Below are 22,920 nucleotides of genomic sequence, written 5' to 3'. Positions count from 1 at the left end.
CCCGCGTACCGTCCGCGCCATGCAGACGTTCCTGCCGTACCCGGACTTCCGTGCCTCGGCCGAGGTGCTCGACGACCGGCGACTCGGCAAGCAGCGGGTCGAGACGCTGCAGGTGATGCGCGCGCTGACCCTGCCGGACTACGGCTGGCAGCACCACCCGGTGGTGGCGATGTGGCGCGGCTACCGGCCCGCACTGATGGCCTACCAGGACGCCACGTGCCGGGTGTGGGCGGAGCGCGGTCACGCGGACACGTGCCTCGGGAAGACCCTGGCGGACCTGGCGCTCGTGCCGGAGGACCTCGACGCCTACGAGCGCGGCGACTACGTCGTGCCGGCCTGGAACGAGGACCCGGCCGTGCACCGCTCGCACCGGTCGAAGCTCGTGCAGAAGGCCCCGGAGCACTACCGGCCGCTGTTCCCGGACGTGCCGGACGACCTGGACTACGTCTGGCCGGTCAGCGGACGGGCGTCCACCGCTGCCCGTCGCGACGCGTGACGACGGCGGAGCGGACCTCGACCACACCGGCCAGGCCGTCGACGGCGTGCTCGGCGACCGCCTCGGCGATCTCGTCCGACGGCGCGTCGTACCGGACCACGGCGCAGGGCACGCCGCGCAGCAACTGCACGTCCTTCGCCTCCACCACGGTGAGCTCGGCGACGAGCCGGGCCGCCTCGGGCAGGACGGCGTCGGGGCTGGTCCCCGCGGCGAGTGCGCCGACGGCGAGAGTCACGCGGTACGAGGGCACCGCCACACGGTAACGCAGCGGGCGGGACGCGCTTGGCAGTGCACGGACCCGTCGTGGGCTGAGGGGGACTGAGCGTCGCGCGGGGGCAGCGAGGCTCGTGCCCACGACGGGTCACAAGTGCTGCGGGGCACGACGAATCAGGGGGTGTCGTGCCCCGCGCCGGACGCAGATCAGGGGGTCGCGTCCGGTCGTCGCACCGTCGGGTCCGCGGGGGACGGTCCCGTCGGTGCTGGTCCTCAAGGGTGTTCGGTGTCCTCTCGGTACCGGTCTGTCTCGGTCGGTGCGGGCATCGACCGTCGAGCCGCCGCGGGTCGGACCATGGGGAGCAGGGCACTCCCGATGGTCGCCAGTGCCCCGACGACGGCGATCAGCCCGAGCGGGGCTGTGCCGAGGTCGTGCTGTGCGGCCAGGACGAGCGCGACGACGGTCGCGGGTGCCGGGAGGAGCTGGACCGCCCGGAAGTGGTCCTCCTGCCGGACCCGAGTCGTCATCGCGTTTGCCATGTGAGTACTCTGACGCACTTCTCCGGTCCGCAAAAGGGGGACACGGCCCCACTCATGGAGTAGAACGTCTAGTACACCCTCGCGCGGAGCGGTCGGGCTCAGGCGAGCGCGCGGACGGCTCCGACGGCGGACGCCACGGCCCGAACGACGACGGGGACGTCCGCATCGGTGAGCCCCGCGTCGAAGGTCAGGCGGACGGCCGTCCGGGCGACGTCCTCCGGTAGCCCGAGCGCGGTGAGGACGTGCGACGCCTCGGTGCTGCCGGCCGCGCAGGCGCTCCCCGACGAGGACACGACGTCCCGCTGCTCCAGCTCGAGCAGCACCGTCTCGCCGTTGACACCGGGGAAGCAGAACGACGCGTGCCCGGGCAGGCGCGAGGTCCGCGACCCGGTGACGAACGCGCCGGGGACCACGCCGAGCACCCCGTCGATGACGGCGTCACGGGTGCGGGTCGCGGTCGATGCGGCAGCGCGCCGACCGGCGTCCGCCAGTGTCAGCGCCGTCGCGACGGCCACGGCTCCGGCGACGTCCTCGGTGCCCGACCGTCGACCCCGCTCCTGTCCCCCACCGTGCAGCAGCGGTTCGAGCTGCACCCCCGCGCGGACGGCGAGCACCCCGGTGCCCTTCGGGGCGCCGAGCTTGTGGCCCGACAGCGACACCGCGTCGACGCCGAGCACGTCGAGGCCGACCGGCAGCCACGGTGCCGACTGCACGGCGTCGGTGTGGAGGCGCGCACCGACGTCGTACGCGACCGCCGCGAGCGCCCGGACGTCCTGCACGGTGCCGATCTCGTTGTCGGCGTGCGCGACCGAGACGAGCGTGGTGTCCGGCCGCAGCGCCGCGCGGAGCACCGCCGGGTCGACGTGGCCGTCGGGGTCGACCGGCAGCACCGTGACGTCGAAGCCGTGGAACCGTTCGAGGTACCGGCAGCTCTCCAGCACGGCTTCGTGCTCGATCGCGCTCGTGACGACGTGCCGTCCCCGGGGTGCGGCGAGCGCGATGCCCTTGACGGCCGTGTTGGCGCCCTCGGTGCCGCCGGTGGTGAAGACGACCTCGCCCGGTCGGCACCCGAGCACCCGGGCGACGGCGGCGCGGGCGTCGGCGAGGCCCCGTGCGGCGGCGTCACCGACACCGTGCGTCGACGAGGGGTTGCCGAAGGTGCCGGTCAGGTACGGCCACATCGCCTCCAACACCTCGCGGCGGACGGGGGTCGTGGCGGCGCGGTCGAGGTAGAACACGGTCAGGACCCGGCGGGCGCCTCCACGGACACGTCGAGCCCGAGGTCGAGCGCCCGCGCCGAGTGCGTCAGCGCGCCGACCGAGATGACGTCGACGCCGGTGGCGGCGATCGCGGCGACGGTGTCGAGCGAGACCCCGCCGGAGGCCTCGACGAGCGCGCGCCCGGCGACGATCCCGACGCCGGTCTCGAGCATCTCCGGGGTGAAGTTGTCGAGCATGATCGTGTCGACCCCGGCCGCGACGACGGGTTCGATCTGGTCGATGCGGTCCACCTCGACCTCGACGTGCACGGTGTGCCCGAGTCGGTGCCGTGCGCCCGCGATCGCGTCGCCGATCCCGATCCCGCCGGCGAGGAGCACCGCGAGGTGGTTGTCCTTCGCGAGCACGGCGTCGGACAGCGACGTGCGGTGGTTGTGTCCACCGCCGCACCGGACGGCGTACCGCTCGAGCGCGCGCAGGCCCGGCGTCGTCTTGCGGGTGTCGACGATGCGCGCCCGCGTGCCCTCGACGGCCGCGACGTAGGTGGCGGTCACGGTCGCGATGCCGGACATGCGCTGCACGAGGTTGAGCGCGACCCGCTCGGCCCGGAGCACCGAGCGGGCGTTGCCCGTCACCGTCGCCAGCAGCGTGCCCGCCGCGAACGAGGAGCCGTCGGGGACGTGCAGGACGACGTCGACGGAGGGGTCGACCGCGTGCACGACCGCGGCGAACACCCCGCCGCCGCTCAGCACGCCGGGCTCACGGGCGCCGAGGGTCGCGGTGGCCACGGCGTCGGCGGGGATGAAGGTCTCGCTGGTGACGTCACCCCACGGCGCGTCCTCTTCCAGCGCGGTCTCGATCACGCGGCGCAGGGCGTGCGGCGCGATGCTGCCGGGGTCGGTCGGTGCGGTCTCGGTCGGGGCTGCGGTGACGGTCATGCGGGTACCTCCTGCGGGACGGGTGCGTGCTGTGCGACCCACGCGTACGACGCGGGAGCGGACGGGTCGGTGTCGGGGTGGTCGGTGCGGGCGTGCGCACCACGGGACTCGGTCCGGGTCTCGGCGGCGAGCGCCGTGATCCGGGCGAGGTCGAGGAGGGCGCGGTCCTCGTGGTCGCGCACCCCGGTCGGCTCCGGCAGTGTCAGGGCGGCGAGTTCGCGGCGGGCGCTCGCGAGTCCGGTCGCGTCGCGCAGCAGCCCGACACGGTCCGTCATGACGGACTGGACCGCCTGCCGGACGTCGACGACGTCGGTGCGGTGATCCGCGCCTCCAGGCGGTGTCCGGACGGGAGGCGCGGATCACGTCCGCCGCATCGGTCACGGTGGTCGGGTGGAGACCTGCGTCGCCGCGCAGGCGCAGCCGGTCGGGACGCGGCGCGTCCAGGGCGTCGGCGGCGCGGACCGCGAAGACCAGGCCCTCGAGGAGCGAGTTGGAGGCGAGGCGGTTGGCGCCGTGCACGCCGGTGCAGGCGACCTCGCCGATCGCGAGGAGGCCCAGCAGGCTGGTGCGGCCCTCGGCGTCGGTGGCGACACCGCCCATCGAGTAGTGGGCTGCGGGTGCGACCGGGACGCCCTCGCGGGTCCAGTCGAAGCCGGCCGCTCGGGTGGCGCGGGTGAGGCCGGGGAAGCGTCGGACGAGGAACGCGGGGTCGAGGCCGGTCGCGTCGAGGAGGACGGGTTCCCCGCCCTGGTCGCGCACCGCGCTCGCGATGCCCCGGGCGACGACGTCGCGCGGGGCGAGCTCGGCGTCCGGGTGCACCGCGGTCATGAAGCGGCGTCCGTGGGCGTCGCGGAGGACCGCGCCCTCGCCGCGGACCGCTTCGGAGACCAGTCCGCCGTCCGGCACGGCGAGGCGTGTCGGGTGGAACTGGACGAACTCGAGGTCGGCGAGGACGGCGCCGGCGCGCCAGGCCGCGGCGGCCCCGTCGCCCGTCGCGACGAGCGGGTTGGTGGTCTCGCGGTAGAGGTGGCCGGCGCCGCCGGAGGCGAGCACGACTGCGTCCGCGTCGATGCGCCGGGGTTCACCGAGCAGGTCGAGGACGTCGACCCCGACCACGGCTCCGGCGCGGACGACGAGGTCGGTGAGGCAGGTGCGCTCGAGGATCGTGACGTGCCGGCGGTGCAGCGCGTCGACGAGGGTGCGCTCGATCGCGGCACCGGTCGCGTCGCCGTCCGCGTGCACGACCCGCCACCGGCCGTGGGCGGCTTCACGGCCGCGCGCGAGGTCGTCGCCGTACCGGTCGAGGCTCGACGGGTCCGCCGTGCGGTCGAACGGCACCCCGAGCGAGAGCAGGTCGCGCACCCGGGCCGGTCCGTCGGTGCAGAGCACCTCGACGGCGCGGGCGTCGGCGCTGCCAGCGGCCGCGACGTGGGTGTCCGCCTGGTGGAGGGACGACGAGTCGTCCGCCCCGAGCGCGACCGCGACGCCGCCCTGGGCGTACGCGGTCGCGCCGTCGGCGAGCGCGCCCTTCGTCACCAGGGTGACGTCGTGGCGGGCGCTCGCGCGGATCGCTGCGGTCAGTCCGGCGATGCCGGAGCCGACGATGACGACGTGCACGGTGCGGTCCTGTCGGTCAGCGGGCCGCGGGGGCTGTCGGGTCGGGTTGCGCGCTCGGGCCGGCCTGCGGGTTCTGGTCGGCGTGTGCGCGCGGGTCGGCCTGCGCGCTCGGGTCGGGCTGGCCGGCCTCTGCGCTCGGGTCGATCTGGCCGGCGAGCGGACGCGGCTTCGCGGCGAGCATGCGCTCGAGGGCGACCTTGGCGTCGGCCTGCACGTGGGCGGGGACGACGATCTCGTTGAGGACCTCGCCGTCGACGAGCGCCTCGAGCACCCACGCGAGGTAGCCCGGGTGGATCCGGTACATGGTCGAGCAGGGGCACACCACGGGGTCGAGGCAGAAGATCGTGTGCTGCGGGTACTCGGCCGCGAGCCGGTTCACCATGTTGATCTCGGTGCCGATGGCGAACGTGGTGGGCTCGGTCGCCGCGGCCACGGTCTTCCGGATGAGGTCGGTGCTGCCGGCGTGGTCGGCGGCGTCGACGACCGCCATCGGGCACTCGGGGTGCACGATGACCTGCACGCCGGGGTGCTCGCGACGCGCCTGGTCGATCTGGTCCACCGTGAAGCGGCGGTGCACCGAGCAGAAGCCGTGCCAGAGGATGACCTTCGCCGCCTCGAGGTCCTCGGCGGTGTTGCCGCCGCCCGCGAGCCGCGGGTTCCACATCGGCATGAGATCGGTGCTGATGCCCATCGCCTTCGCGGTGTTCCGGCCGAGGTGCTGGTCCGGGAAGAACAGCACGCGCTGTCCCCGCTCGAACGCCCACTCGAGGACGGTCGCGGCGTTCGACGACGTGCAGACGATCCCGCCGTTCCGGCCGCAGAACGCCTTGAGGTCCGCCGCCGAGTTCATGTAGGTGACGGGGATGACCGGCACGCGGCCGTCGGCGTCGGGTTCGGTGCCGTAGAGGGCGGTGAGTTCGGCCCAGGCCGCCTCGACGCTGTCGATGTCGGCCATGTCGGCCATCGAGCAGCCCGCGGCGAGGTTCGGCAGGATCACGCGCTGGTCGTCACGGGCCAGGATGTCCGCCGTCTCCGCCATGAAGTGCACGCCGCAGAAGACGATCGCCTCGGCGTCGGGCTTCGTCAGCGCGGCGTTGGCGAGCTGGAACGAGTCGCCGAGGAAGTCGGCGTGCCGGACCACCTCGTCGCGCTGGTAGAAGTGCTCCGAGCACGACGACGCGGTCGCCGAGGGTGGCCTTCGCGCGCTCGATCCGCTCGTGGAGCTCGTCGACCGGGGCGTGCTTGTACTCGTCCGGCAGGACGCCCTGGCGCGGGGCCGAGGTCGGGATGACGTCGGACATCGACGAGCCGGGGCCGTAGCCGGGTCGGGCATCGAAGTCCCAGGTCGGAGCGGCGAGGTCGGGCGTGCAGGTGCTGCCGGCCGCCTGGCCGTTGGAGATCAGTTCGATCGTGGTGGCGATGGACACGGTTTTCCTATCGGTTCCGCTGCTGGGGGGTGCCGGTCTGCAGCGGGCCGTTGTCCGCGTAGGCCAGATCGGGGTTCGAGCGGTAGAGCCGGGCCGGTCGGTGCCGCCCGCCGCTCGTGGTCTCGTCGGTCGGCAGGATCGCGTCGGTCTTCTCGACCTGCCGACGGAAGTTCGCGGGGTCGAGCGCACGCCCGAGCACCGCCTCGTACACCCCGCGGAGTTCGGCGAGGGTGAACCGGTCCCCCAGGAACGCCTGCGCGATCCGGGAGTACGACATCTTGTTGCGCAACCGCCAGAGGGCGTAGTCGACGATGCGGTCGTGGTCGAAGGCGAGCGGCGGGTGCTCGTCGGCGAGGAACCACCGGACGTTCCAGTCGTCCGGCACCGACGATGCCTCGTCCGGGTGCACCAGGGCCCAGTAGACGATCGAGACGACGCGGCTCGGGGAACGGTCGACGTCACCGAAGGCGTAGAGCTGCTCGAGGTAGCGCGGCTGCACGTTCGTCGTCTCGCGGAGGCGTGCGGCGGCGGAGTCCTCGAGCCCCTCGTCGGGGCGGACCCAACCACCCGGCAGCGCCCACGACCCCTCGTACGGCTCGGCGACGCGGCGCTACGAGCGGCATCCAGAGCGCCGGGGCGCCCGTGTCGGGGTGCGGGCGCAGCGCCACGATCACGGTCGAGACCGCGACGCGGATGGCTGGCTCGTGGGGTTCAGGAGATAGTGTCATGATGACTCGAAGTGTTCGGGTTGGGATGACACTATCACTGGGTTTCACGAGACCGAAACAGCGCCGAAAACTCCCGGTCCGACCGCGCGCCTCACATTGAGCGACATGACGACGGTGACGAGGATGCACGCCGTGGTGTCGGGGACGGTCCAAGGGGTCGGGTTCCGGTACTGGACCGCACGGAAGGCCGACGGGCTGGACCTGGCGGGCTACGCGCGGAACCTGTTCGACGGGACGGTCGAGGTCGAGGCCGAGGGACCGGCTCCGGCGGTCGACGCGCTCATGACCTGGATCCGCACCGGTCCTCCGTCCGCCACGGTGACCGACGTGGCCTGCCGGTCGGTGGTCCCGCACGGCGACGACGACGGCTTCGCGATCCTGCACTGACGCCCCGGCACCGACCGTTCACCTGCGGATGTCGGCCCGAAGCGGAATAATCGAATCCACTCCAGGCGGTTGCCCTGTCTGCGCGTCCTGCGCCCCCTCGTTCCAGCAGTCGTGATCCACCAGGAGCCCCGCATGACCCAGGCCGTCGATTCCGCACCCCGCACCGGGAGCGTCTCGCAGCCCTCCCCCGCCGAGACCCGGCTCGTGATCGGGCTGCTGCTCGTCTCCGCCTTCGTCGTCATCCTCAACGAGACGATCATGGGTGTCGCCCTGCCGCGCCTGATGGACGACCTCGACATCAGCGCCGCGACCGGGCAGTGGCTCACCACCGGCTTCCTCCTCACCATGGCGGTCGTCATCCCGATCACCGGGTTCCTGCTGCAGCGCTTCAACACGCGTCCGGTGTTCGTCTGGGCGATGAGCCTGTTCTCCGCCGGCACCCTGATCGCGCTGCTCGCCCCCGGCTTCACGATGCTGCTGCTCGGCCGCATCGTGCAGGCGAGCGGGACGGCGATCATGATGCCGCTCCTGATGACCACCGTGCTCACCCTCGTCGAGCCCGCGCACCGTGGCCGCGTGATGGGCAACATCTCGATCGTCATCTCCGTCGCCCCGGCCATCGGCCCGACGATCTCCGGTCTGATCCTCAACGCGTTCTCGTGGCGCTGGCTGTTCGGCTTCGTCCTCCCCATCGCGCTCGCGGCCCTCGTGCTCGGCATGGTGAAGGTGCGGAACGTGTCCACGCCGCGGAAGGCCCCGCTCGACGTGTTCTCCGTCGTGCTGTCGGCGTTCGCGTTCGGCGGGATCGTCTACGGCCTGTCGAGCATCGGCGAGGCCGGCGCGACGGGTCCCGCCGTGCCGATCACCGCGCTCGTCGTCGGCGCCGTCGCACTCGCCCTCTTCATCGTCCGGCAGACGCGCCTCCAGCGTGCCGACCGTGCACTGCTCGACCTCCGCACGTTCCAGACGAAGGGCTTCACGATCCCGATCGTCGCGATGGGGCTCAGCTTCATGGCGATGTTCGGCACGCTGATCCTGCTGCCGATCTACCTCGAGCGCGTGCTCGGGCTCGAGGTCCTGAACGTCGGGCTCCTGCTCCTGCCCGGTGGGCTCATCATGGGGCTCCTGTCGCCGATCGTCGGCCGGATCTACGACCGCCGTGGTCCGCGCGTGCTGCTCATCCCGGGCTCGATCATCATCAGCGCCGTGCTCTGGGCACTCTCCACCGTCGGCGTGGACACCAGCGTGTGGTTCGTGCTCGGCGCGCACGTCGTCCTCAGCATCGGCCTGGCCCTGACCTTCACGCCGCTCTTCACCGCGGCGCTCGGCGGGCTGCCCCCGAAGCTCTACTCGCACGGCAGCGCCGTCCTGGGCACCGCCCAGCAGCTCGCCGGTGCGGCGGGCACGGCGTTGTTCGTCACGCTGCTGACCATCGGCGCGGCCACCGCGACCGCCGGCTCGGGTGCGGACGGCCTCGCCGAGGCGACCGCCTCCGGCGTGCGGACGGCCTTCCTGGTCGGTGCGGTGATCTCGCTGTTCGGCATCGCGACCTCCTCGCTCGTCCGGAAGCCCGACGTGCCCGAGGGCGCACCGAAGCCGGCGATGCACTGACCGCTCGCACCCACCCACGCACATCGCGCCCCGTCTCGACGGGGCGCGATGTGCGTTCGGGGGTGCGATCCCGGCGGCGCGTGGCATCGTGGGCGGCATGCGGTCGACGACGAGCGAGCTGAACTGGTCCGGCACGGTCACCTACACGGCCGAACGGGTCCTCCGTCCGACGTCGATCGACGAGGCCGCCGAGATCGTCGCGCGCGAACCCCGCGTGCACGGGCTCGGCACCCGGCACTCGTTCAACGACTCCGCCGACGCGCCGGGGGTCCTGCTCGACCTCACCGCGATCCCGACCGACCTGCACGTCGACGCCGAGCAGCGCACCGCCACGATGGGCGCCGGCACCCGGTACGGCATCGTCGCGCCGGAGATCGACCGCGCCGGGTTCGCGCTGCACAACGAGGGGTCGCTGCCCCACATCTCCCTCGGCGGCGCGATCGCGACCGGCACGCACGGTTCCGGCACCGCCCTCGGCTCGCTCAGCACCGCCGTGCGCTCCTTCGAGGTGCTCGGGCCGGACGGCACCGCGCGCACGATCGACCGGCAGGACCCGTCGTTCGACGGCGCCGTGCTGCACCTCGGCCTGCTCGGGATCGTCACCCGGGTGACCGTCGACGTCGAGCCGAGCTACCGGATGCGGCAGGACTCCTACGGCCCGATCCCCTGGGACACGTTCACCGCACACGTCGCCGAGATCCACGCAGCCGCCTACTCGGTGTGCGCGTACACGGTGTTCGGCGACGAGATCGGCGAGGTCCTGCTGAAGTCCCGCGTGCCGGACGGCGCCGACGACGTGGCCGTGCCGGACTCGCTCGTCGGTGCCCCCAGGCTGCCGGGCTCCCCCGGCGACGAGCACCACACCGCGCGCGACGGGTCCGTCGGCCCGTGGTGGGACCGGCTGCCGCACTTCCCGATCGAGTCGGTGCCGAGCCACGGGTCCGAGGTGCAGAGCGAGCACTTCGTCCCGCTGCGGCACGCCGCCGCAGCACTCGAGGCCGTCCGGAGCCTGGCCGACCGCATCCAGCCGCACCTGCACGTCTGCGAACTCCGCACCATGGCCGCCGACCCGTTCTGGCTCAGCCCGACGCAGGGCGAGGACGTGCTCTGCATCGCCTTCACGTGGCAGAAGCACCCCGTCGAGGTCGCCGCGCTGCTGCCCGACCTCGAGGCACGGCTCGCACCGTTCGGTGGGCGCCCGCACTGGGGCAAGATGAGCTCGCTCGACCGCGACGCCGTCGAGGCGCTGTACCCGCGGCTGCCGGACTTCCGCGCCCTGGTGGCGGCGGCCGACCCGGACCGGACGTTCGCATCCGCGTTCGGCGAGCGCGTGCTCGGGAGCTGACCCGCGCCTCCAGGCCGACGGTCCCCACCACAGCCTCAGCCGACGGGCGTGATCGCCCGCGTCTCGCCGTCCCAGTGCCGGACGCCCGCGACGCCGAGCGAGTCCGGCAGCGGCGCCGTCCGGAGCGCGGCGACGGCACGGGGCAGGTCCTCGTCGCGCACCCGCCGGGCGAGCGTGACGTGCGGGGACCACGAGCCCGGCAAGGACGTCTCGAGGCCGCCGGGCGCCACGGCGTGCACCGCCTCGTGGAAGGCGGCGAGCGCGGCGTCGACGACCACCGCGCGCACGAGCACCGACCGTGTGGGGCCGGCGGGGAACAGCAGCAGCCCGCCGAGCCGGACATCGGTGGGCACCGGTACCGCGAACCCGGTCGGCACGGGGAGCTCCGGGCCGGCGGCGAGGGTCACGTGCGGGGCGTTCGACGGTGAGGGTGCCGACCGAGACTCGGCAGGTCGGCGTCGACGAGGGCGGTCCACGCCGTCCGCACGGCCGCGTCCGACGCGGGGTCCAGGAGGAGTTCGATGCTGCGCACCCCCGAGTGAACCAAGCGCGCCCAACAACGGGCCCGTTCCCGTGCCCGTGCCCGTTGCGATGTAACACAGCGGAACGGAACTCGCACCGCGCCGGACGGCCCGTCACACTCGACTGCACGCCGCGGCCACCGCGGTCCCCCACACAGCACGGCCCACGAGGAGCACCACCATGACCGCAGCACCCGCACTGCCCGAGAAGCCGAAGGGCAAGCGTCCGATCGGCTGGATCATCGCCGCCGCGGTGGTCGTCGTCGCGATCGTCGTCGCCGTGATCGTCGGAGCCGTCCGCTCCGGTGACGACGGCAACGGCAGCGCCGGCGCCGCAGGGGGCAGCCCGAAGACCGTCACGATCGGCGTCGCCGACAAGTCCCTCGGGTACTGGAGCACCTACACGAAGCTCGCGAAGTCGAAGCTCGACGTCACCGTGAAGCTGACGAACTTCGCGGACTACTCGCTGCCGAACCCGGCGCTCAAGGACGGTCAGCTGGACCTCAACCAGTTCCAGCACATCCAGTACCTCGCCGACTACAACGTCACCTCGGACGACGACCTGCAGCCGATCGGCTCGACCGCTGTCTACCCGCTGCCGCTCTACGCGACGAAGTACGACAAGCCGTCCGCGCTCCCCGAGGGTGCCAAGGTCGCGATCCCGGACGACTCGATCAACCAGGCGCGTGCGCTCCTCATCCTGCAGGCCGCGAAGCTCGTCACCCTGCGTGACGGCGGCTCGGCCTTCTCGACCACCACGGACATCGAGTCGTCGAAGGTCGACGTCCAGCCGCTGAACGCCTCGCAGACCGCGAACGCGCTGCAGCAGGGCTCCGTCGCCGCCGCCGTGGTGAACAACAACTACGCGACCGCCGCGGGCCTGCCGATCTCCGACGCGATCTACCAGGACGACCCCTCGAGCGCCAGCGCCGCCCCGTACGTGAACGTCTTCGCGGTCCGCAAGGCCGACAAGGACAACGCGACCTACCTCGCCCTCGCGAGGCTGTTCCAGGACGAGTCGGTGCAGAAGGCCTTCAAGAAGGACCTGCCCGAGGCCGTCAGCCGCGACGAGAGCGCCTCGAAGCTGCAGTCCGAGCTCGCAGCGGTCGAGAAGGACGCGAAGGCGGCCAAGCAGTAGTGGCTGTCCTCGTCGAACTCCGCGGCGTCTCGAAGCACTACCGCCGCGCCGACACCGGCGAGAACGTGGTGGCCGTCGAGGACGTCTCCCTGGACGTGCACCAGGAGAGGTCCTCGGCGTCATCGGGTACTCCGGTGCCGGCAAGTCCACCCTCGTGCGTCTCGTGAACGCGCTGGAACTGCCGAGCTCGGGCTCGGTCACGGTCGCCGGCAAGGAGCTGACGGCGATCCCCGAGCGGGACCGCCGTCTGGCGCGTCGCAACATCGGGATGATCTTCCAGCAGTTCAACCTGTTCCGGTCCCGGACCATCGCCGGCAACGTGGCGTACCCGCTCAAGGTCGCCGGCGTCGCCAAGGCCGAGCGCGACCGTCGCGTCGCCGAACTGCTCGACTTCGTCGGACTGCTCGAACGCGCCCACGCCTACCCGGAGCAGCTCTCCGGCGGGCAGAAGCAGCGCGTCGGCATCGCCCGTGCGCTCGCCGCCGACCCCGAGCTGCTCCTCGCGGACGAGGCGACCAGCGCCCTCGACCCGGAGACCACCTCCGAGGTGCTCGGACTGCTCCGCCGGGTGAACCGCGAGCTCGGCGTCACGATCATCGTCATCACCCACGAGATGGACGCCGTCCGGCAGATCGCCGACCGCGTCGCCGTGATGGAGCAGGGCCGCGTCGTCGAGGTCGGGGACGTCTACGACGTGTTCTCCGCACCGCAGACCGACGCCGCCCAGCGCTTCGTCCGGACCGCGCTGCACGACCGTCCCTCCCCCGAGACGCTCGCGCGACTGCGGGAACGGCACCCTGGTCGCCTCGTCACGGTGCAGATCACCGACGAGGCCGGGCTGCAGAACCGCATCGACGCCGCCTTCCGGGCGGCCGGGGTCACCGCCGAACTCGTGTACGGCGGGGTCGGCGAGATCCGCGAGCGCCGGATCGGTTCGCTCACCTACGAACTCGGCGCCGCCACACCCGCAGCCATCGACACCGCGATCGCCGCCCTGCGCGCCGCGGGCGTCACGACCGACGAGGAGGCCGCCGCGTGAACAACTCGTTCCAGAGCGTGATCGACACGTTCGACGTCTTCCTCGCGTCGGTGCGCGACACCATCGTGATGTCGCTGGTCTCCCTCGTGATCGCCGGGATCATCGGCCTGGCGCTCGGCCTCGCGCTGTACGCCACCCGACCGGGCAACCTGCTCGGCAACCGGGCCGCGTACACGATCCTCAACGTGGTCGTGAACCTGGTCCGACCGATCCCGTTCGTGATCTTCCTCGCGGCGATCGCACCGCTGTCCCGCGTGGTCGTGCAGACGACGATCGGCGTGCCGGCGGTGACGTTCGCGATCTCGCTCGCGGCGGCGTTCGCGGTGTCCCGGATCGTGGAGCAGAACCTGCTCGCGGTCGACCCGGGCGTCGTCGAGGCGGCGCGGGCCTCGGGTGCGCACCCGGTGTCGATCCTGCTGACGGTCCTCATCCCCGAGGGCCTCGGGCCGCTCATCCTCGGCTACACCTTCATCTACATCGGCATCGTCGACATGACGGCGCAGGGTGCGCTCATCGGTGGGGGTGGCCTCGGCGAGTACGCGATCACCTACGGGTCGCAGCGCTACGACTGGTGGATCGTGTACGTGTCGGTGGCGGCGATCGTCGTCATCGTGCAGCTCGGCCAGTTCGTCGGCAACCGGCTGGCCCGCGCGACCCTGCGTCGCTGAGATCGCACGCCGGCGCGCGTCCGTCTCGGGGCGGGGCGCCGGAGTGCGATCTCGGCCCCGGTGGTGGACGCGACCGCCTGGAGGCGCGGTGCCGGTCCACGAGACCGGCACCGCGCCTCCAGTGCGTCGCCGGTCGGGCGCGGGGCGCTCCCCGAGCGGGCCCGGTTCGTCACGCTCGGCCGTTGCGCCCGCTCGGCGGGCGCCGGCGGCGCGTTGCGCCCGCTCGGCGCGTCAGGCGGCCGGCGACTCGACCGTGGCGACGGTTCCGGTCGCGCCGTCGTGCTCGTAGTGCGCGCGCACGAGGATCGGCCGGTGGTCGGAGATGCCCGCCGGCAGCGTCTCGACGCCGGCGATGTGCAGGCCCACGCTCGTGGCGAAGTCGAAGTGTCCGGTGAACTTGCGGTACCGCAGGTACGTCGGCTGGTCGGAGAGCGACAGGGCGAAGCCGTGCTGCTCGATCTTCCGGCGGAGGTTCGTCTGGAACCACGGGTAGTTGAAGTCGCCGACCATGATCGCCGGGGCGTCCTTCGCCAGCTCGCGGAGGAACTGGTGCGCGGCCTCGATCTGCTTGCGACGCAGGGAGTTCGTGGCGGTCAGTGGCGAGGCGTGGAAGGACGCGACGACGACCTCGGCGTCGGCCTCGGTGTCGCGCAGGTGCATGGCGATCAGCCGCTCGTGCGCGGGCGCCAGGACTCGGTCGTGCAGTGACTTCTGCAGCGAGTGGATGCTGAAGTCCTGCACCTCGAACCGGTCGTCGCGCTTGTAGATCGCGAGCCCGAGGCGGTTCGCCTTGGTGGAGGCGGCCAGGGACAGCCCGGCGACCGAGGGGGCGAGGTCGTTGCTGTCGCACTCCTGCACGCAGATGACGTCGGCGTCCGAGGCCTCGGCCAGGGCGGCGAGCTCGCCGTTCGCGGTGTGCTCGCGGAGGTTGTAGCTGACGACACGCAGCCCGGTCGGTTCCGCTGCCGTCTCGGCTGCGATCGTCCCCTGCTGCTGTGGCGCGGCCATGCTGCCTTCCTGTTCCGGGTGTTTCCGGTCACCCTGCCGCGGTCACCGTACTCGGCGATCGCAAACGATTGCTGAGACTGTAGCGCGGGCCGGGTTTCGTGCGTGTGACCGTGCGGAGAACGGCTGCGTGCGTCCCCTGGGTGGCGTCCGGGCCGGGCGTCCGGGCCGGGCCGGGCGTCCGGGCCGGGCCGGGCCGCAAAACGCAACGTCGGCGAGAGCTCGCAGCGCTGTACCGCTGCGCGGATCCGTCGAGGTTGCGTTTTGCGAGGAGGAGTCAGGCGGCGAGCGGGCGTCAGGCGGCGCGGACCCGTCGCGCCGGTCGCACGGTGTCCCCCGCCGTGCGGCTCATCAGGAGTCCCTCGACGCAGGCCACGACGAGCAGGACGGCGATGACCCAGAACGCGGCGTCGTACGGCCCCGTCCCGCCGAGCCCGGCGGCGGCCCGGATCACGACGGCTGCGACCGCCACGCCGAACCCGGCCGCGGTCTGCTGCAGCGTCGACGACAGCGTGTTCGCCGGCGTCATGTCCGCCTGCTCGACGTCTGCGAAGGCGATGGTGTTGTACGCCGTGAAGCCGACCGACCGCGCGGCGCCGCTCACCACGAGCAGCGCGGCGAGGAGCCAGAACGGGGTGTCCTCGGTCATGAACACCATCGCCACGACGCTGAGAGCCGCCACCGCACTCGACACGACGATCACCGGTCGGTACCCGAACCAGCGGAGGAACGGCGTCGTCATCGGCTTGATGCCGAGGTTGCCGACGAAGACCCAGAGGACGGCGGAGCCGGCGAGCACGGCGCTCCAGCCCCAGGCGTCCTGGAAGAGCAGGGGCAGGACGAACGGCACCGCCGAGACCGCCAGCCGGAACAGGCTGCCGCCCGCGTGGGACACCCGGAAGGTCTCCAGCCGGAACGAGTCCAGCCCCATGATCGGGTGCGGGGCGCGGCGGAAGTGCCACACCGCGAGCCAGCAGCACACGGCGCCGAGCACGCCGGAGAGCACCACGGCGAGCACCGGCACCGTGTCGAGGGCGAGCAGCGACGCCATCACGACGAGCGACCCGAGGCCGAAGCAGGCCAGCAGCGAGCCGAACCAGTCGAACGGCACGCGCTCGGCCGCCCGCTCCTGCGGCACGAGCACGAGGGCCGCGACGAAGGCGATGATCCCGAGCGGGATGTTGATGAGGAAGATCCAGTGCCACGACAGGGTGTCGACGAGCACGCCGCCGACGAACGGGGCGATGATCGGCGCTGCGAGTGCGGGCCAGGTCAGGATCGCGATGGCGGTGACGAGCTGCTCGCGACCGGCGCGCTCGAGCACGACGAGCCGGCCGACGGGGACCATGAGCGCCCCGCCGAGGCCCTGCACGATGCGCCAGAGCGTCAGGTCGACGAGCCCGGTCGACAGCGCGCACAACGCCGAGGCGATCGTGAACAGCGCGATCGCGCCGGTGAACACCGTGCGGGAGCCGATGCGGTCGGTGAGCCATCCGCTGACCGGGATGAACACCGCGAGCGTCACGAGGTAGGCGGTGATCGTGACGCCGACGGCCGCGGAGTCGACCCCGAGGTCACGGCCCATCGCCGGGGCCGCGGTCGCCAGGATCGTGCCGTCCAGGAGCTCCATGAAGAAGGTGCCCGCGACGAGCACCGCCACCGCCGTGCTCCCCCGTCGTCGTGTCGTCGTCATCGTCGCCATGTCGTGTCCGATGCTATGCCCGGCCGACGCGCGCACTGTCCGGCGAGCGCCCCCTCGCGCGCGACTTCTGCATTGCAGAATGAGAACGACGACGACGTTGCTCCGCCACTCCCGGCTCGGGGAGCGTGGGACCGCACACGACGCACCAGGAGGCTCGATGACGACCACACCCGTCCCCGGCACGGTCACGGCGAAGGGCGCTCCGGACCCGGCCGCGCCGTCCACGCGGCACGTCCTCGACCACGCGTACCTGCCGGTGATGACGCTGCGCGAGTCCGCCCTGACGAACAACACCGCGGTCATGCAGTCCTACGTCGACCGGCACGGGCTGCTGTTCGCGCCGCACATGAAGACGCACATGGCGCCCGCCCTGGCCGCACGCCAGGTCGACGCGGGCGCGTGGGGCGTCACCGTCGCCTCGGTTCAGCAGGCGATGGTCGCGTGGGAGCACGGGGTCCACCGGATCCTGGTCGCGAACGAGGTCCTCGACCCGACGGGCCTCGCGTGGCTCGCGTCGCGTCGGGCGGCTGATCCCGACGCCGACGTCCTCTGCTACGTCGACTCACCGGTCGGCGTCGCGGCGGGACGGGCCGCGCAGGCCGCGGTCGACGGCACCCTGCACGTGCTGGTCGAGGTCGGCTTCCCCGGTGGTCGAACCGGCGTCCGCACGGCCGCCGAGGCACGCGACCTCGCGCAACTCGCCCACGACGGCGGTCTCGCGCTCCGCGGGGTCTCCGGGTACGAGGGCGGCCTGCCCGGGGTCGACGCGGCCCGCGCCTACGTCGAGGGTGTCCTCGACGTGGCGGTCGCCGTCCGGCCACTCGTCGATGGACCGCGTGCGCTGCTCAGCATGGGCGGGAGCGCCTGGTTCGACGGCGTCGTCGACGCGGTCACCGCCCGCCCGGACGACCTCGACGTCCTCCTGCGCTCCGGCGCCTACCTCACCCACGACGACGGCTTCTACGCCGAACGCACGCCCTTCGGCCGGCACCCCGACGAGGGAGCGCGCTCGTCCCCGCGATCGAGGTCTGGGGCCGCGTGACGTCCTGTCCGGAACCAGGGCTCGCCCTCGTCGCGGTCGGCAAGCGCGACATCTCCTTCGACGAGGGACTCCCGGTGGTGCGCGGGATCCGGCCAGGAGGCACGGCTGACGCCGCGCAGGTCGTCCCACCACCCGGGGCGGTCACCGTCACCCGCCTCGACGACCAGCACTGCTACCTCGCGCTGGCAGACGGCACCGACGGCACCACCGGACCGATCGGGCTGACGCCCGGCGACGTCGTCGTGTTCGGCATCTCGCACCCGTGCACGGTCTTCGACAAGTGGCGGCAGGTCGTCGTCCTCGACGACGACGACACCGTGCTCGACACGATCGCGACGTGGTTCTGATGCGTGCGACGACACCGGTCGTCTCCGCCGAGGACGACGCCCCGGCGCGCAACGCCGCGCTCTCCCTCCGCCGGGGTCTCCGCCTGCTCGACTGCATCGCGGACCGCACCCGGAACGGCGAGTCCTCGGTGTCGCTCACCACGCTCGCCGACGAGCTGGGCACCTCGAAGTCGACCGTGCTCCGGCTGACGGCGCCGATGCTCGAGAACGACCTGCTCCGCCGCACCGCCGACGCGGGCTTCACGCTCGGCCTCGGCGCACTGCTGCTCGGGCAGAGCTACCTCGAGGGCATCGACCTCCGGTCCGCGGCTGCGCCGTTTCCTCCGCCGCACCGCCGAGCAGACCGGGCTCACGTGCCACCTCGTCGTGCCGGACGGCACCGACATCGTCTACGTCGACAAGGTCGAGACCCGCGGCACCGTCCGGATGGGCTCGCGGATCGGCAACCGCCTGCCGATGCGCAACACCGCGTCGGGCAAGGCGATGGTGGCGTTCGGCGAACCGGAGCTGCTCGCCCGTGTGCTGGCCGAACCGGCCACGGCGATGACCGAGCACTCGATCGTCGACGACGACCGGTGGCGCGCCGAGATCGACCGGACGCACGGCCGCGGGTACGGCATCGACGACCGCGAGAACGAGCCGGACATCCGCTGCGTCGCCGCTCCCGTGCTCGACCACGCGAACCAGGTCGTCGGCGCCATGAGCATCTCCGGACTCGCCTCCCGCTTCCCGGCGGCAGCCGTCCGCGAGCTCGGCGACGGGGTGGTCCGGACCGCGCTCGAGATCTCCGTCGCACTCGGCTCGTCCTCCGCCCAGCTCGCCCTGTCGAAGGGCACCCGGTGACCGGCGGGGTCCTGACGTTCGGCGAGACGATGCTGCTCCTCACCGGGCGCGACGTCGGAGCCGTCCCGGACCTCGAGCACATGCGCGTCGACACCGGGGGTGCCGAGAGCAACGTCGCGATCGGGCTCGTCCGTGCGGGGGGTGCCGACGACGTGGATCGGCCGCGTCGGCACCGACCCCGCCGGTGACCGCGTGACGCGGGACGTCCGGGGCGAGGGGGTCGACGTCGTCGCCGTGCCGGACCCCGACCACTCCACCGGCATCATGATGAAGGAGCGCCTGACCGACGGACGGACACGGGTGACCTACCACCGGCGGGGCTCGGCGGGCTCCGCACTCCGCGCCGAGGACCTGCCCGTCAGCGTGGTCGAGCGCGCGACGCTCCTGCACGTCACCGGCATCACCCTCGCGCTCTCCGACTCGGCGCGGGACGCCGTCGACGCCGCGATCGAGCGGGCCGACCGCGCCGGTGTGCCGGTCTCGTTCGACGTCAACCACCGCCCGAAGCTCATCGACGCCGACACTGCACGGGCGCGGTACCGGAGCGCCGCAGCGCATTCGTCGGTGGTGTTCGCCGGCGACGACGAAGCACGCCTCGTGCTCGGACTCACCGACGACGAGGGCGACGACGAGACGCTGGCGCACGAACTCGCCGCACTCGGCCGTGGCCGCGCCGTCGTCAAGCTCGGGTCGCGCGGGGCGGTGGCGTCGATCGACGGACGTTTCCTCCGGCGGCCGGCGACCCCGGTGCGCGTCGTCGACCCGGTCGGCGCGGGCGACGCCTTCGTCGCGGGGTGGCTCGCGGCGACCCTGACCGGTGCGTCGGCCGACGAGGCACTCGACCGCGCCGCCGACGCCGGGGCGCTCGCCTGCACGGTCGAGAGTGACTGGCGGCAGCCGGATCCTGCCGCGCTGCACGATCCGACCATCCCCTCGGACGTCGACCACGCCGTCCACGACCGCGTCGACCGCTGACCCGCGACCGCACCGTGATCACGACCGCCGCGACCCACGTCCGCCGACCACGAGGAAACGAACCCATGACGAACACCAGCAGTACCGACACCGCCGCGACGGCAGCTCCCGCACGGCACCGGCACGCCGCCGGGCCCGCGATCGCAATCCTCCGCGGCGGCACCGGCGACCACGTCGAAGACGTCATCGCCACCCTGGTCGAAGCCGGTGTGCGCGCGATCGAGATCACCACGAACACCCCGCACTGGCGGGAGGGCATCGCCTGGGCGGCCGAGCGCTACGGCACGTCGGCGTCGATCGGCGTCGGCACCGTGCTCGAACCACGCCAGCTCGACGAGGCGGCAGCCGCGGGTGCGGTCTTCGCCGTCAGCCCGCACCTCGACGCGGCCATCGGCGAGCGCGCCCACGAACGCGGCCTCGGCTGGTACCCCGGCGCCGCGACGCCGACCGAGATCGTGCGCGCCTGGCAGCTCGGCGCCCGCGCGGTCAAGGTGTTCCCGGCGGCGCAGCTCGGCGGACCGGCGTTCCTCAAGCAGGTCCTCGCACCGCTCGACTTCGTCGACGTGATCCCCACCGGCGGCATCGGCGTCGAGGACGCGGCCGAGTACCTCGCGGCCGGCGCGGTCGCCGTCGGGCTCGGATCGCCGCTGGTCGGAGACGCGCTGACGAGCGGCGACCTCGACGCCCTCCGGACCCGCGCCGAGCGGCTCGTCGCCGGACTCCCCCGGTGACCGGCCCGACCCGGTCCACGCTCCTGCGCGGCGGCTCGGTACTGGGGGGCTCGGTACCGAGTGGCTCGGTACCGATTGGCTCCGAACCGGGCAGCACCCCGGGCACCGAGCCCGTGCGCGCGGACGTCCTCGTCGCGGACGGCCGGATCGTCGCCGTCGGGACCGCCCTCGACACCCCGTCCGACACCGAGACGATCGACTGCGGCGAGCGCCTCGTGCTGCCCGGCTTCGTCGACGGCCACTCGCACGCCGGCTCGCTCGTCTTCGACGAGGGCGTGCAGCTCGCGCTCCTCCGGCAGGGCGTCACGACGATCGTCACCGGGCAGGACGGCGTCGGGCCCGCTCCCGGCGACGGTTCCTGGGCCGACACGTACTTCGCCGCGATCGACGGCCCGCACCCCCGCCACCGCGGCGGCGGGATCGATGCGCTGCTCGCCACCTACGACGGAGCAACACCGGTGAACGTCGCGACCCTGGTGCCCGCGGGGACCGTGCGGCACGAGGTGCTCGGCGACGAGGACCGACCGGCGAGCCCGGCGGAGCTCGACGCCATGCGGGCGCTGGTCCGGCAGGGGCTGTCCGAGGGAGCAGTCGGCCTCGCCACAGGGCTCGACTACGTGCCGGGGCTGTACGCCGACACCGCGGAGCTCGCCGCGCTCTGCACCGAGGTCGCCGCGGCCGACGGGCTCTACGTCTCGCACATGCGCGGCGGGTACGAGGGCAACGCCCGGGCCGGGTTGGACGAGATCGCCGAGATCGTGCGCCTTTCCGGGGTCCGGGCGCACGTCTCGCACCTGCACGCCCCGGTCGAGCTGGCGATCGCCGCCCTCGCCGAGCTCGCCGACGACGGCGCCCCGATGTCCTTCGACGCCTACCCGTACTCGCGCGGGTGCACGATCCTGTCGATGCTGCTCCTGCCGGCCGACCTGGCGCGCCCCGGCTCGGACGACCTCGCCCGGGCACTGGCCGACGAACCGGGGCGACGGCGTGTGCGTGCCGCCGTGCTCGAGCGGGTCCTCGGCCGGGCAGACCTCGGCACCGGGTGGGCGGAGCAGATCACGCTCTCGCACGTGCCGGCGGCCGAGTTCCACGCACTGCAGGGCCGCACCCTCGACGAGGCCGCGACGGCCACGGGGACGGACCCGGTGGACCTCGCGCTCGACGTCCTGGTGGACTCGGCGCTGCAAGGTCACCGTCGTGATGCGGGTCCCTCGTCCGCGCACGGCCGACGAGCTCGCACCCCTGTTCCGGTTGCCCGGGCACACGGCGGGCTCGGACGGCATCTTCGTCGGGACCCACCCGCACCCCACGGGCCTACGGCACCTTCGCGCGCTACCTGCAGGAGTACGGCGCGACCGGCCGGCTCGGCTGGTCGGAGACCGTCCGGCACCTGTCCACCACGAGCGTCGAGCGGTACCGGCTGGGCGACCGCGGGACCGTCCGACCGGGCGCGGTCGCGGACCTCGTCGTGGTCGATCCCGCACGAGTCGCCGCGCGGTCGTCCTACGAGCGTCCGATGCAGCTCGCGGAGGGCGTCGACGACGTCCTGGTGGCCGGGGTCCCCGTGCTGGCCGACGGCTCCCTGACGCACGCGACCCCCGGTGCCGGACTCCGCCGAGACGGACTCGGCCGAGCCCAGCCGGAGCGGGGCGATCGGGGCGCCGGGGGTCGGTGAGGCTTCACTCAGCCAGCCGCCGCGATCAAGCGGCGGCGCGACGCACGGCGACGACGTCGATCTCGACGAGGATGTTCGCCAGGTGCGACTGCACCGTCGTGCGCACCGGGTACGGCTGCGAGAAGTGCTTCGCGTACTCCTCGTTGAAGGCGGGGAAGTCGCGGTCGGAGTGCTCGAGGTGGACGGTCGACTTCACGACGTCGTCGAGGGTGGCGCCGTGCTCGGCCAGCACGGCCGCGATGTTCGCCAGGACCTGGGCGGTCTGGCCCGCGACGTCGTCGGCGATCGCCCCCGTGGCCGGGTCCTGCGGCCCGAAGCCGGCCGTGTAGAGGAAGCCGTTCGCGACGATGCCCTGGCTGTAGGGGCCGGCGGGCTTCGGGGCGTTGTCGGTCACGATGGCGGTCTTGTTCGGCACGGTGCTCCTCGAGGGTCGTTGCGGTTGCGGCGTCCGCAGAAGCGTCCGCGGGTGCGTCCACGGAAGCGCCCGCCGGACGCGACCTCCAGGCTAGGCGCGCCCCACTCGTTGGACCGTCCCGCCCACCGGGGCCGTTCCGTCCTGCACAACGCGAGTCGTGCCTCCAGGCCGTGGCACCCGACCACGCCGCGACGGTGAGGCTCCGACCAGGCAGCCCCGACTACGCTGCCAGCGTGCCCCCTGCCCTGCCCGAACATCGCGGAGTGCCGCGGTGAGTCGACTGGACGGGACTCTCCCGGA

21 protein-coding genes and 6 pseudogenes are annotated in these 22,920 nt (G+C 72.9%); 16 read left to right on the top strand and 11 right to left on the bottom strand.

The genetic code is table 11. From position 1 onward, the window contains the following. The first annotated feature begins 19 nt into the window (after positions 1-19). On the top strand, positions 20-496 hold the full coding sequence (locus ACZ8AI_RS09550; protein WP_464858037.1) for an MSMEG_6728 family protein: 477 nt from the start codon (positions 20-22) through the stop codon (positions 494-496). Here the strand turns inward: ACZ8AI_RS09550 and ACZ8AI_RS09545 are convergent. The 7 genes and pseudogenes from ACZ8AI_RS09545 to ACZ8AI_RS09515 form a co-directional block, all read right to left on the bottom strand. Continuing rightward, complete coding sequence (locus ACZ8AI_RS09545) at positions 456-731, bottom strand: hypothetical protein (protein WP_464858036.1); 276 nt, start codon at positions 729-731, stop codon at positions 456-458. The genes ACZ8AI_RS09550 and ACZ8AI_RS09545 overlap by 41 nt on opposite strands. Before the next feature lie 251 nt (positions 732-982). Further along, positions 983-1,237, bottom strand: a complete 255-nt coding sequence (locus ACZ8AI_RS09540) for a hypothetical protein (protein ID WP_079236662.1) — start codon at positions 1,235-1,237, stop codon at positions 983-985. Between the two features lie 110 nt (positions 1,238-1,347). After that, positions 1,348-2,487 (bottom strand): cysteine desulfurase family protein, encoded by a 1,140-nt coding sequence (locus ACZ8AI_RS09535; protein ID WP_464858035.1) that lies wholly within the window; start codon positions 2,485-2,487, stop codon positions 1,348-1,350. 2 nt (positions 2,488-2,489) lie between these two features. Then, entirely contained in the window at positions 2,490-3,404 is a 915-nt protein-coding gene (gene nadC, locus ACZ8AI_RS09530) for a carboxylating nicotinate-nucleotide diphosphorylase (RefSeq protein ID WP_464858152.1), read from the bottom strand. Between the two features lie 543 nt (positions 3,405-3,947). Then, a pseudogene (locus tag ACZ8AI_RS09525) lies at positions 3,948-5,021 on the bottom strand (L-aspartate oxidase); the annotation flags it as partial. A 16-nt stretch (positions 5,022-5,037) separates the two neighbouring features. Next, a pseudogene (gene nadA, locus ACZ8AI_RS09520) lies at positions 5,038-6,448 on the bottom strand (quinolinate synthase NadA). Positions 6,449-6,455: 7 nt separating this feature from the next. After that, a pseudogene (locus tag ACZ8AI_RS09515) lies at positions 6,456-7,176 on the bottom strand (NUDIX hydrolase). A gap of 105 nt (positions 7,177-7,281) precedes the next feature. Here ACZ8AI_RS09515 and ACZ8AI_RS09510 point away from each other — a divergent pair. The 3 genes from ACZ8AI_RS09510 (at position 7,282) to ACZ8AI_RS09500 (ending at position 10,519) form a co-directional block, all read left to right on the top strand. Further along, the gene (locus ACZ8AI_RS09510; RefSeq protein WP_464858034.1) at positions 7,282-7,563 is read left to right on the top strand and encodes an acylphosphatase; all 282 of its coding nucleotides are present in this window, start codon (positions 7,282-7,284) and stop codon (positions 7,561-7,563) included. Between the two features lie 132 nt (positions 7,564-7,695). Then, a complete protein-coding gene (locus tag ACZ8AI_RS09505; RefSeq protein WP_464858033.1) occupies positions 7,696-9,174 on the top strand; it encodes an MDR family MFS transporter in 1,479 nt (492 codons plus the stop codon). Between the two features lie 97 nt (positions 9,175-9,271). After that, positions 9,272-10,519 (top strand): D-arabinono-1,4-lactone oxidase, encoded by a 1,248-nt coding sequence (locus ACZ8AI_RS09500; RefSeq protein ID WP_464858032.1) that lies wholly within the window; start codon positions 9,272-9,274, stop codon positions 10,517-10,519. Positions 10,520-10,554: 35 nt separating this feature from the next. On the opposite strand, the gene ACZ8AI_RS09495 is transcribed toward ACZ8AI_RS09500, so the two are convergent. Continuing rightward, positions 10,555-10,926, bottom strand: coding sequence for a 2'-5' RNA ligase family protein (locus ACZ8AI_RS09495; RefSeq protein ID WP_464858031.1), 372 nt, complete (start codon positions 10,924-10,926; stop codon positions 10,555-10,557). 295 nt (positions 10,927-11,221) lie between these two features. On the opposite strand from ACZ8AI_RS09495, the gene ACZ8AI_RS09490 reads away from it, so the two are divergent. The 3 genes and pseudogenes from ACZ8AI_RS09490 to ACZ8AI_RS09480 all read left to right on the top strand — a co-directional run bounded on the left by ACZ8AI_RS09490 (position 11,222) and on the right by ACZ8AI_RS09480 (position 13,885). After that, positions 11,222-12,178 carry a MetQ/NlpA family ABC transporter substrate-binding protein gene (locus tag ACZ8AI_RS09490; RefSeq protein WP_464858030.1) on the top strand — a complete coding sequence of 319 codons (957 nt, stop codon included), beginning with the start codon at positions 11,222-11,224 and terminating at the stop codon, positions 12,176-12,178. Next, positions 12,178-13,217: pseudogene (locus ACZ8AI_RS09485) on the top strand (methionine ABC transporter ATP-binding protein). Before ACZ8AI_RS09490 ends, ACZ8AI_RS09485 begins: the two are co-directional and overlap by 1 nt. Positions 13,218-13,234: 17 nt before the next feature. After that, entirely contained in the window at positions 13,235-13,885 is a 651-nt protein-coding gene (locus ACZ8AI_RS09480; protein WP_464858029.1) for a methionine ABC transporter permease, read from the top strand. 231 nt (positions 13,886-14,116) lie between these two features. Here the strand turns inward: ACZ8AI_RS09480 and ACZ8AI_RS09475 are convergent, their stop codons facing one another. After that, complete coding sequence (locus ACZ8AI_RS09475; RefSeq protein WP_464858028.1) at positions 14,117-14,893, bottom strand: endonuclease/exonuclease/phosphatase family protein; 777 nt, start codon at positions 14,891-14,893, stop codon at positions 14,117-14,119. A gap of 292 nt (positions 14,894-15,185) precedes the next feature. After that, complete coding sequence (locus tag ACZ8AI_RS09470) at positions 15,186-16,592, bottom strand: MFS transporter (RefSeq protein ID WP_464858027.1); 1,407 nt, start codon at positions 16,590-16,592, stop codon at positions 15,186-15,188. 157 nt (positions 16,593-16,749) lie between these two features. Between ACZ8AI_RS09470 and ACZ8AI_RS09465 the strand changes: the two genes are divergently transcribed. The 9 genes and pseudogenes from ACZ8AI_RS09465 (at position 16,750) to ACZ8AI_RS09425 (ending at position 22,205) form a co-directional block, all read left to right on the top strand. Next, on the top strand, positions 16,750-17,634 hold the full coding sequence (locus tag ACZ8AI_RS09465; RefSeq protein ID WP_464858026.1) for an alanine racemase: 885 nt from the start codon (positions 16,750-16,752) through the stop codon (positions 17,632-17,634). Next, on the top strand, positions 17,631-17,981 hold the full coding sequence (locus tag ACZ8AI_RS09460; protein WP_464858025.1) for a hypothetical protein: 351 nt from the start codon (positions 17,631-17,633) through the stop codon (positions 17,979-17,981). Before ACZ8AI_RS09465 ends, ACZ8AI_RS09460 begins: the two co-directional genes overlap by 4 nt. Continuing rightward, positions 17,981-18,193: pseudogene (locus ACZ8AI_RS09455) on the top strand (helix-turn-helix domain-containing protein); the annotation flags it as partial. The gene ACZ8AI_RS09460 and the pseudogene ACZ8AI_RS09455, both read left to right, overlap by 1 nt. 97 nt (positions 18,194-18,290) lie before the next feature. Then, entirely contained in the window at positions 18,291-18,824 is a 534-nt protein-coding gene (locus ACZ8AI_RS09450; RefSeq protein WP_464858151.1) for an IclR family transcriptional regulator, read from the top strand. Continuing rightward, positions 18,821-19,012, top strand: coding sequence for a hypothetical protein (locus tag ACZ8AI_RS09445; RefSeq protein WP_464858169.1), 192 nt, complete (start codon positions 18,821-18,823; stop codon positions 19,010-19,012). Before ACZ8AI_RS09450 ends, ACZ8AI_RS09445 begins: the two co-directional genes overlap by 4 nt. Further along, positions 18,966-19,799 carry a sugar kinase gene (locus ACZ8AI_RS09440; protein ID WP_464858024.1) on the top strand — a complete coding sequence of 278 codons (834 nt, stop codon included), beginning with the start codon at positions 18,966-18,968 and terminating at the stop codon, positions 19,797-19,799. Before ACZ8AI_RS09445 ends, ACZ8AI_RS09440 begins: the two co-directional genes overlap by 47 nt. Before the next feature lie 65 nt (positions 19,800-19,864). Beyond that, a complete protein-coding gene (locus tag ACZ8AI_RS09435) occupies positions 19,865-20,530 on the top strand; it encodes a bifunctional 4-hydroxy-2-oxoglutarate aldolase/2-dehydro-3-deoxy-phosphogluconate aldolase (RefSeq protein ID WP_464858023.1) in 666 nt (221 codons plus the stop codon). Further along, positions 20,527-21,315, top strand: a pseudogene (locus tag ACZ8AI_RS09430) (amidohydrolase family protein); the annotation flags it as partial. The gene ACZ8AI_RS09435 and the pseudogene ACZ8AI_RS09430, both read left to right, overlap by 4 nt. A gap of 551 nt (positions 21,316-21,866) precedes the next feature. Further along, positions 21,867-22,205: a hypothetical protein gene (locus ACZ8AI_RS09425; protein WP_464858150.1), complete on the top strand. Its 339-nt coding sequence runs from the start codon at positions 21,867-21,869 to the stop codon at positions 22,203-22,205. Between the two features lie 25 nt (positions 22,206-22,230). Here ACZ8AI_RS09425 and ACZ8AI_RS09420 read toward each other — a convergent pair whose 3' ends face one another. After that, a complete protein-coding gene (locus ACZ8AI_RS09420; RefSeq protein WP_464858022.1) occupies positions 22,231-22,620 on the bottom strand; it encodes a RidA family protein in 390 nt (129 codons plus the stop codon). Positions 22,621-22,920: the final 300 nt, after the last annotated feature.

The organism is Curtobacterium sp. AC273 (assembly GCF_979253735.1).
The sequence above is the reverse complement of the archived record's forward strand: the minus strand, read 5'-3'. Positions and strand labels throughout refer to the sequence as shown.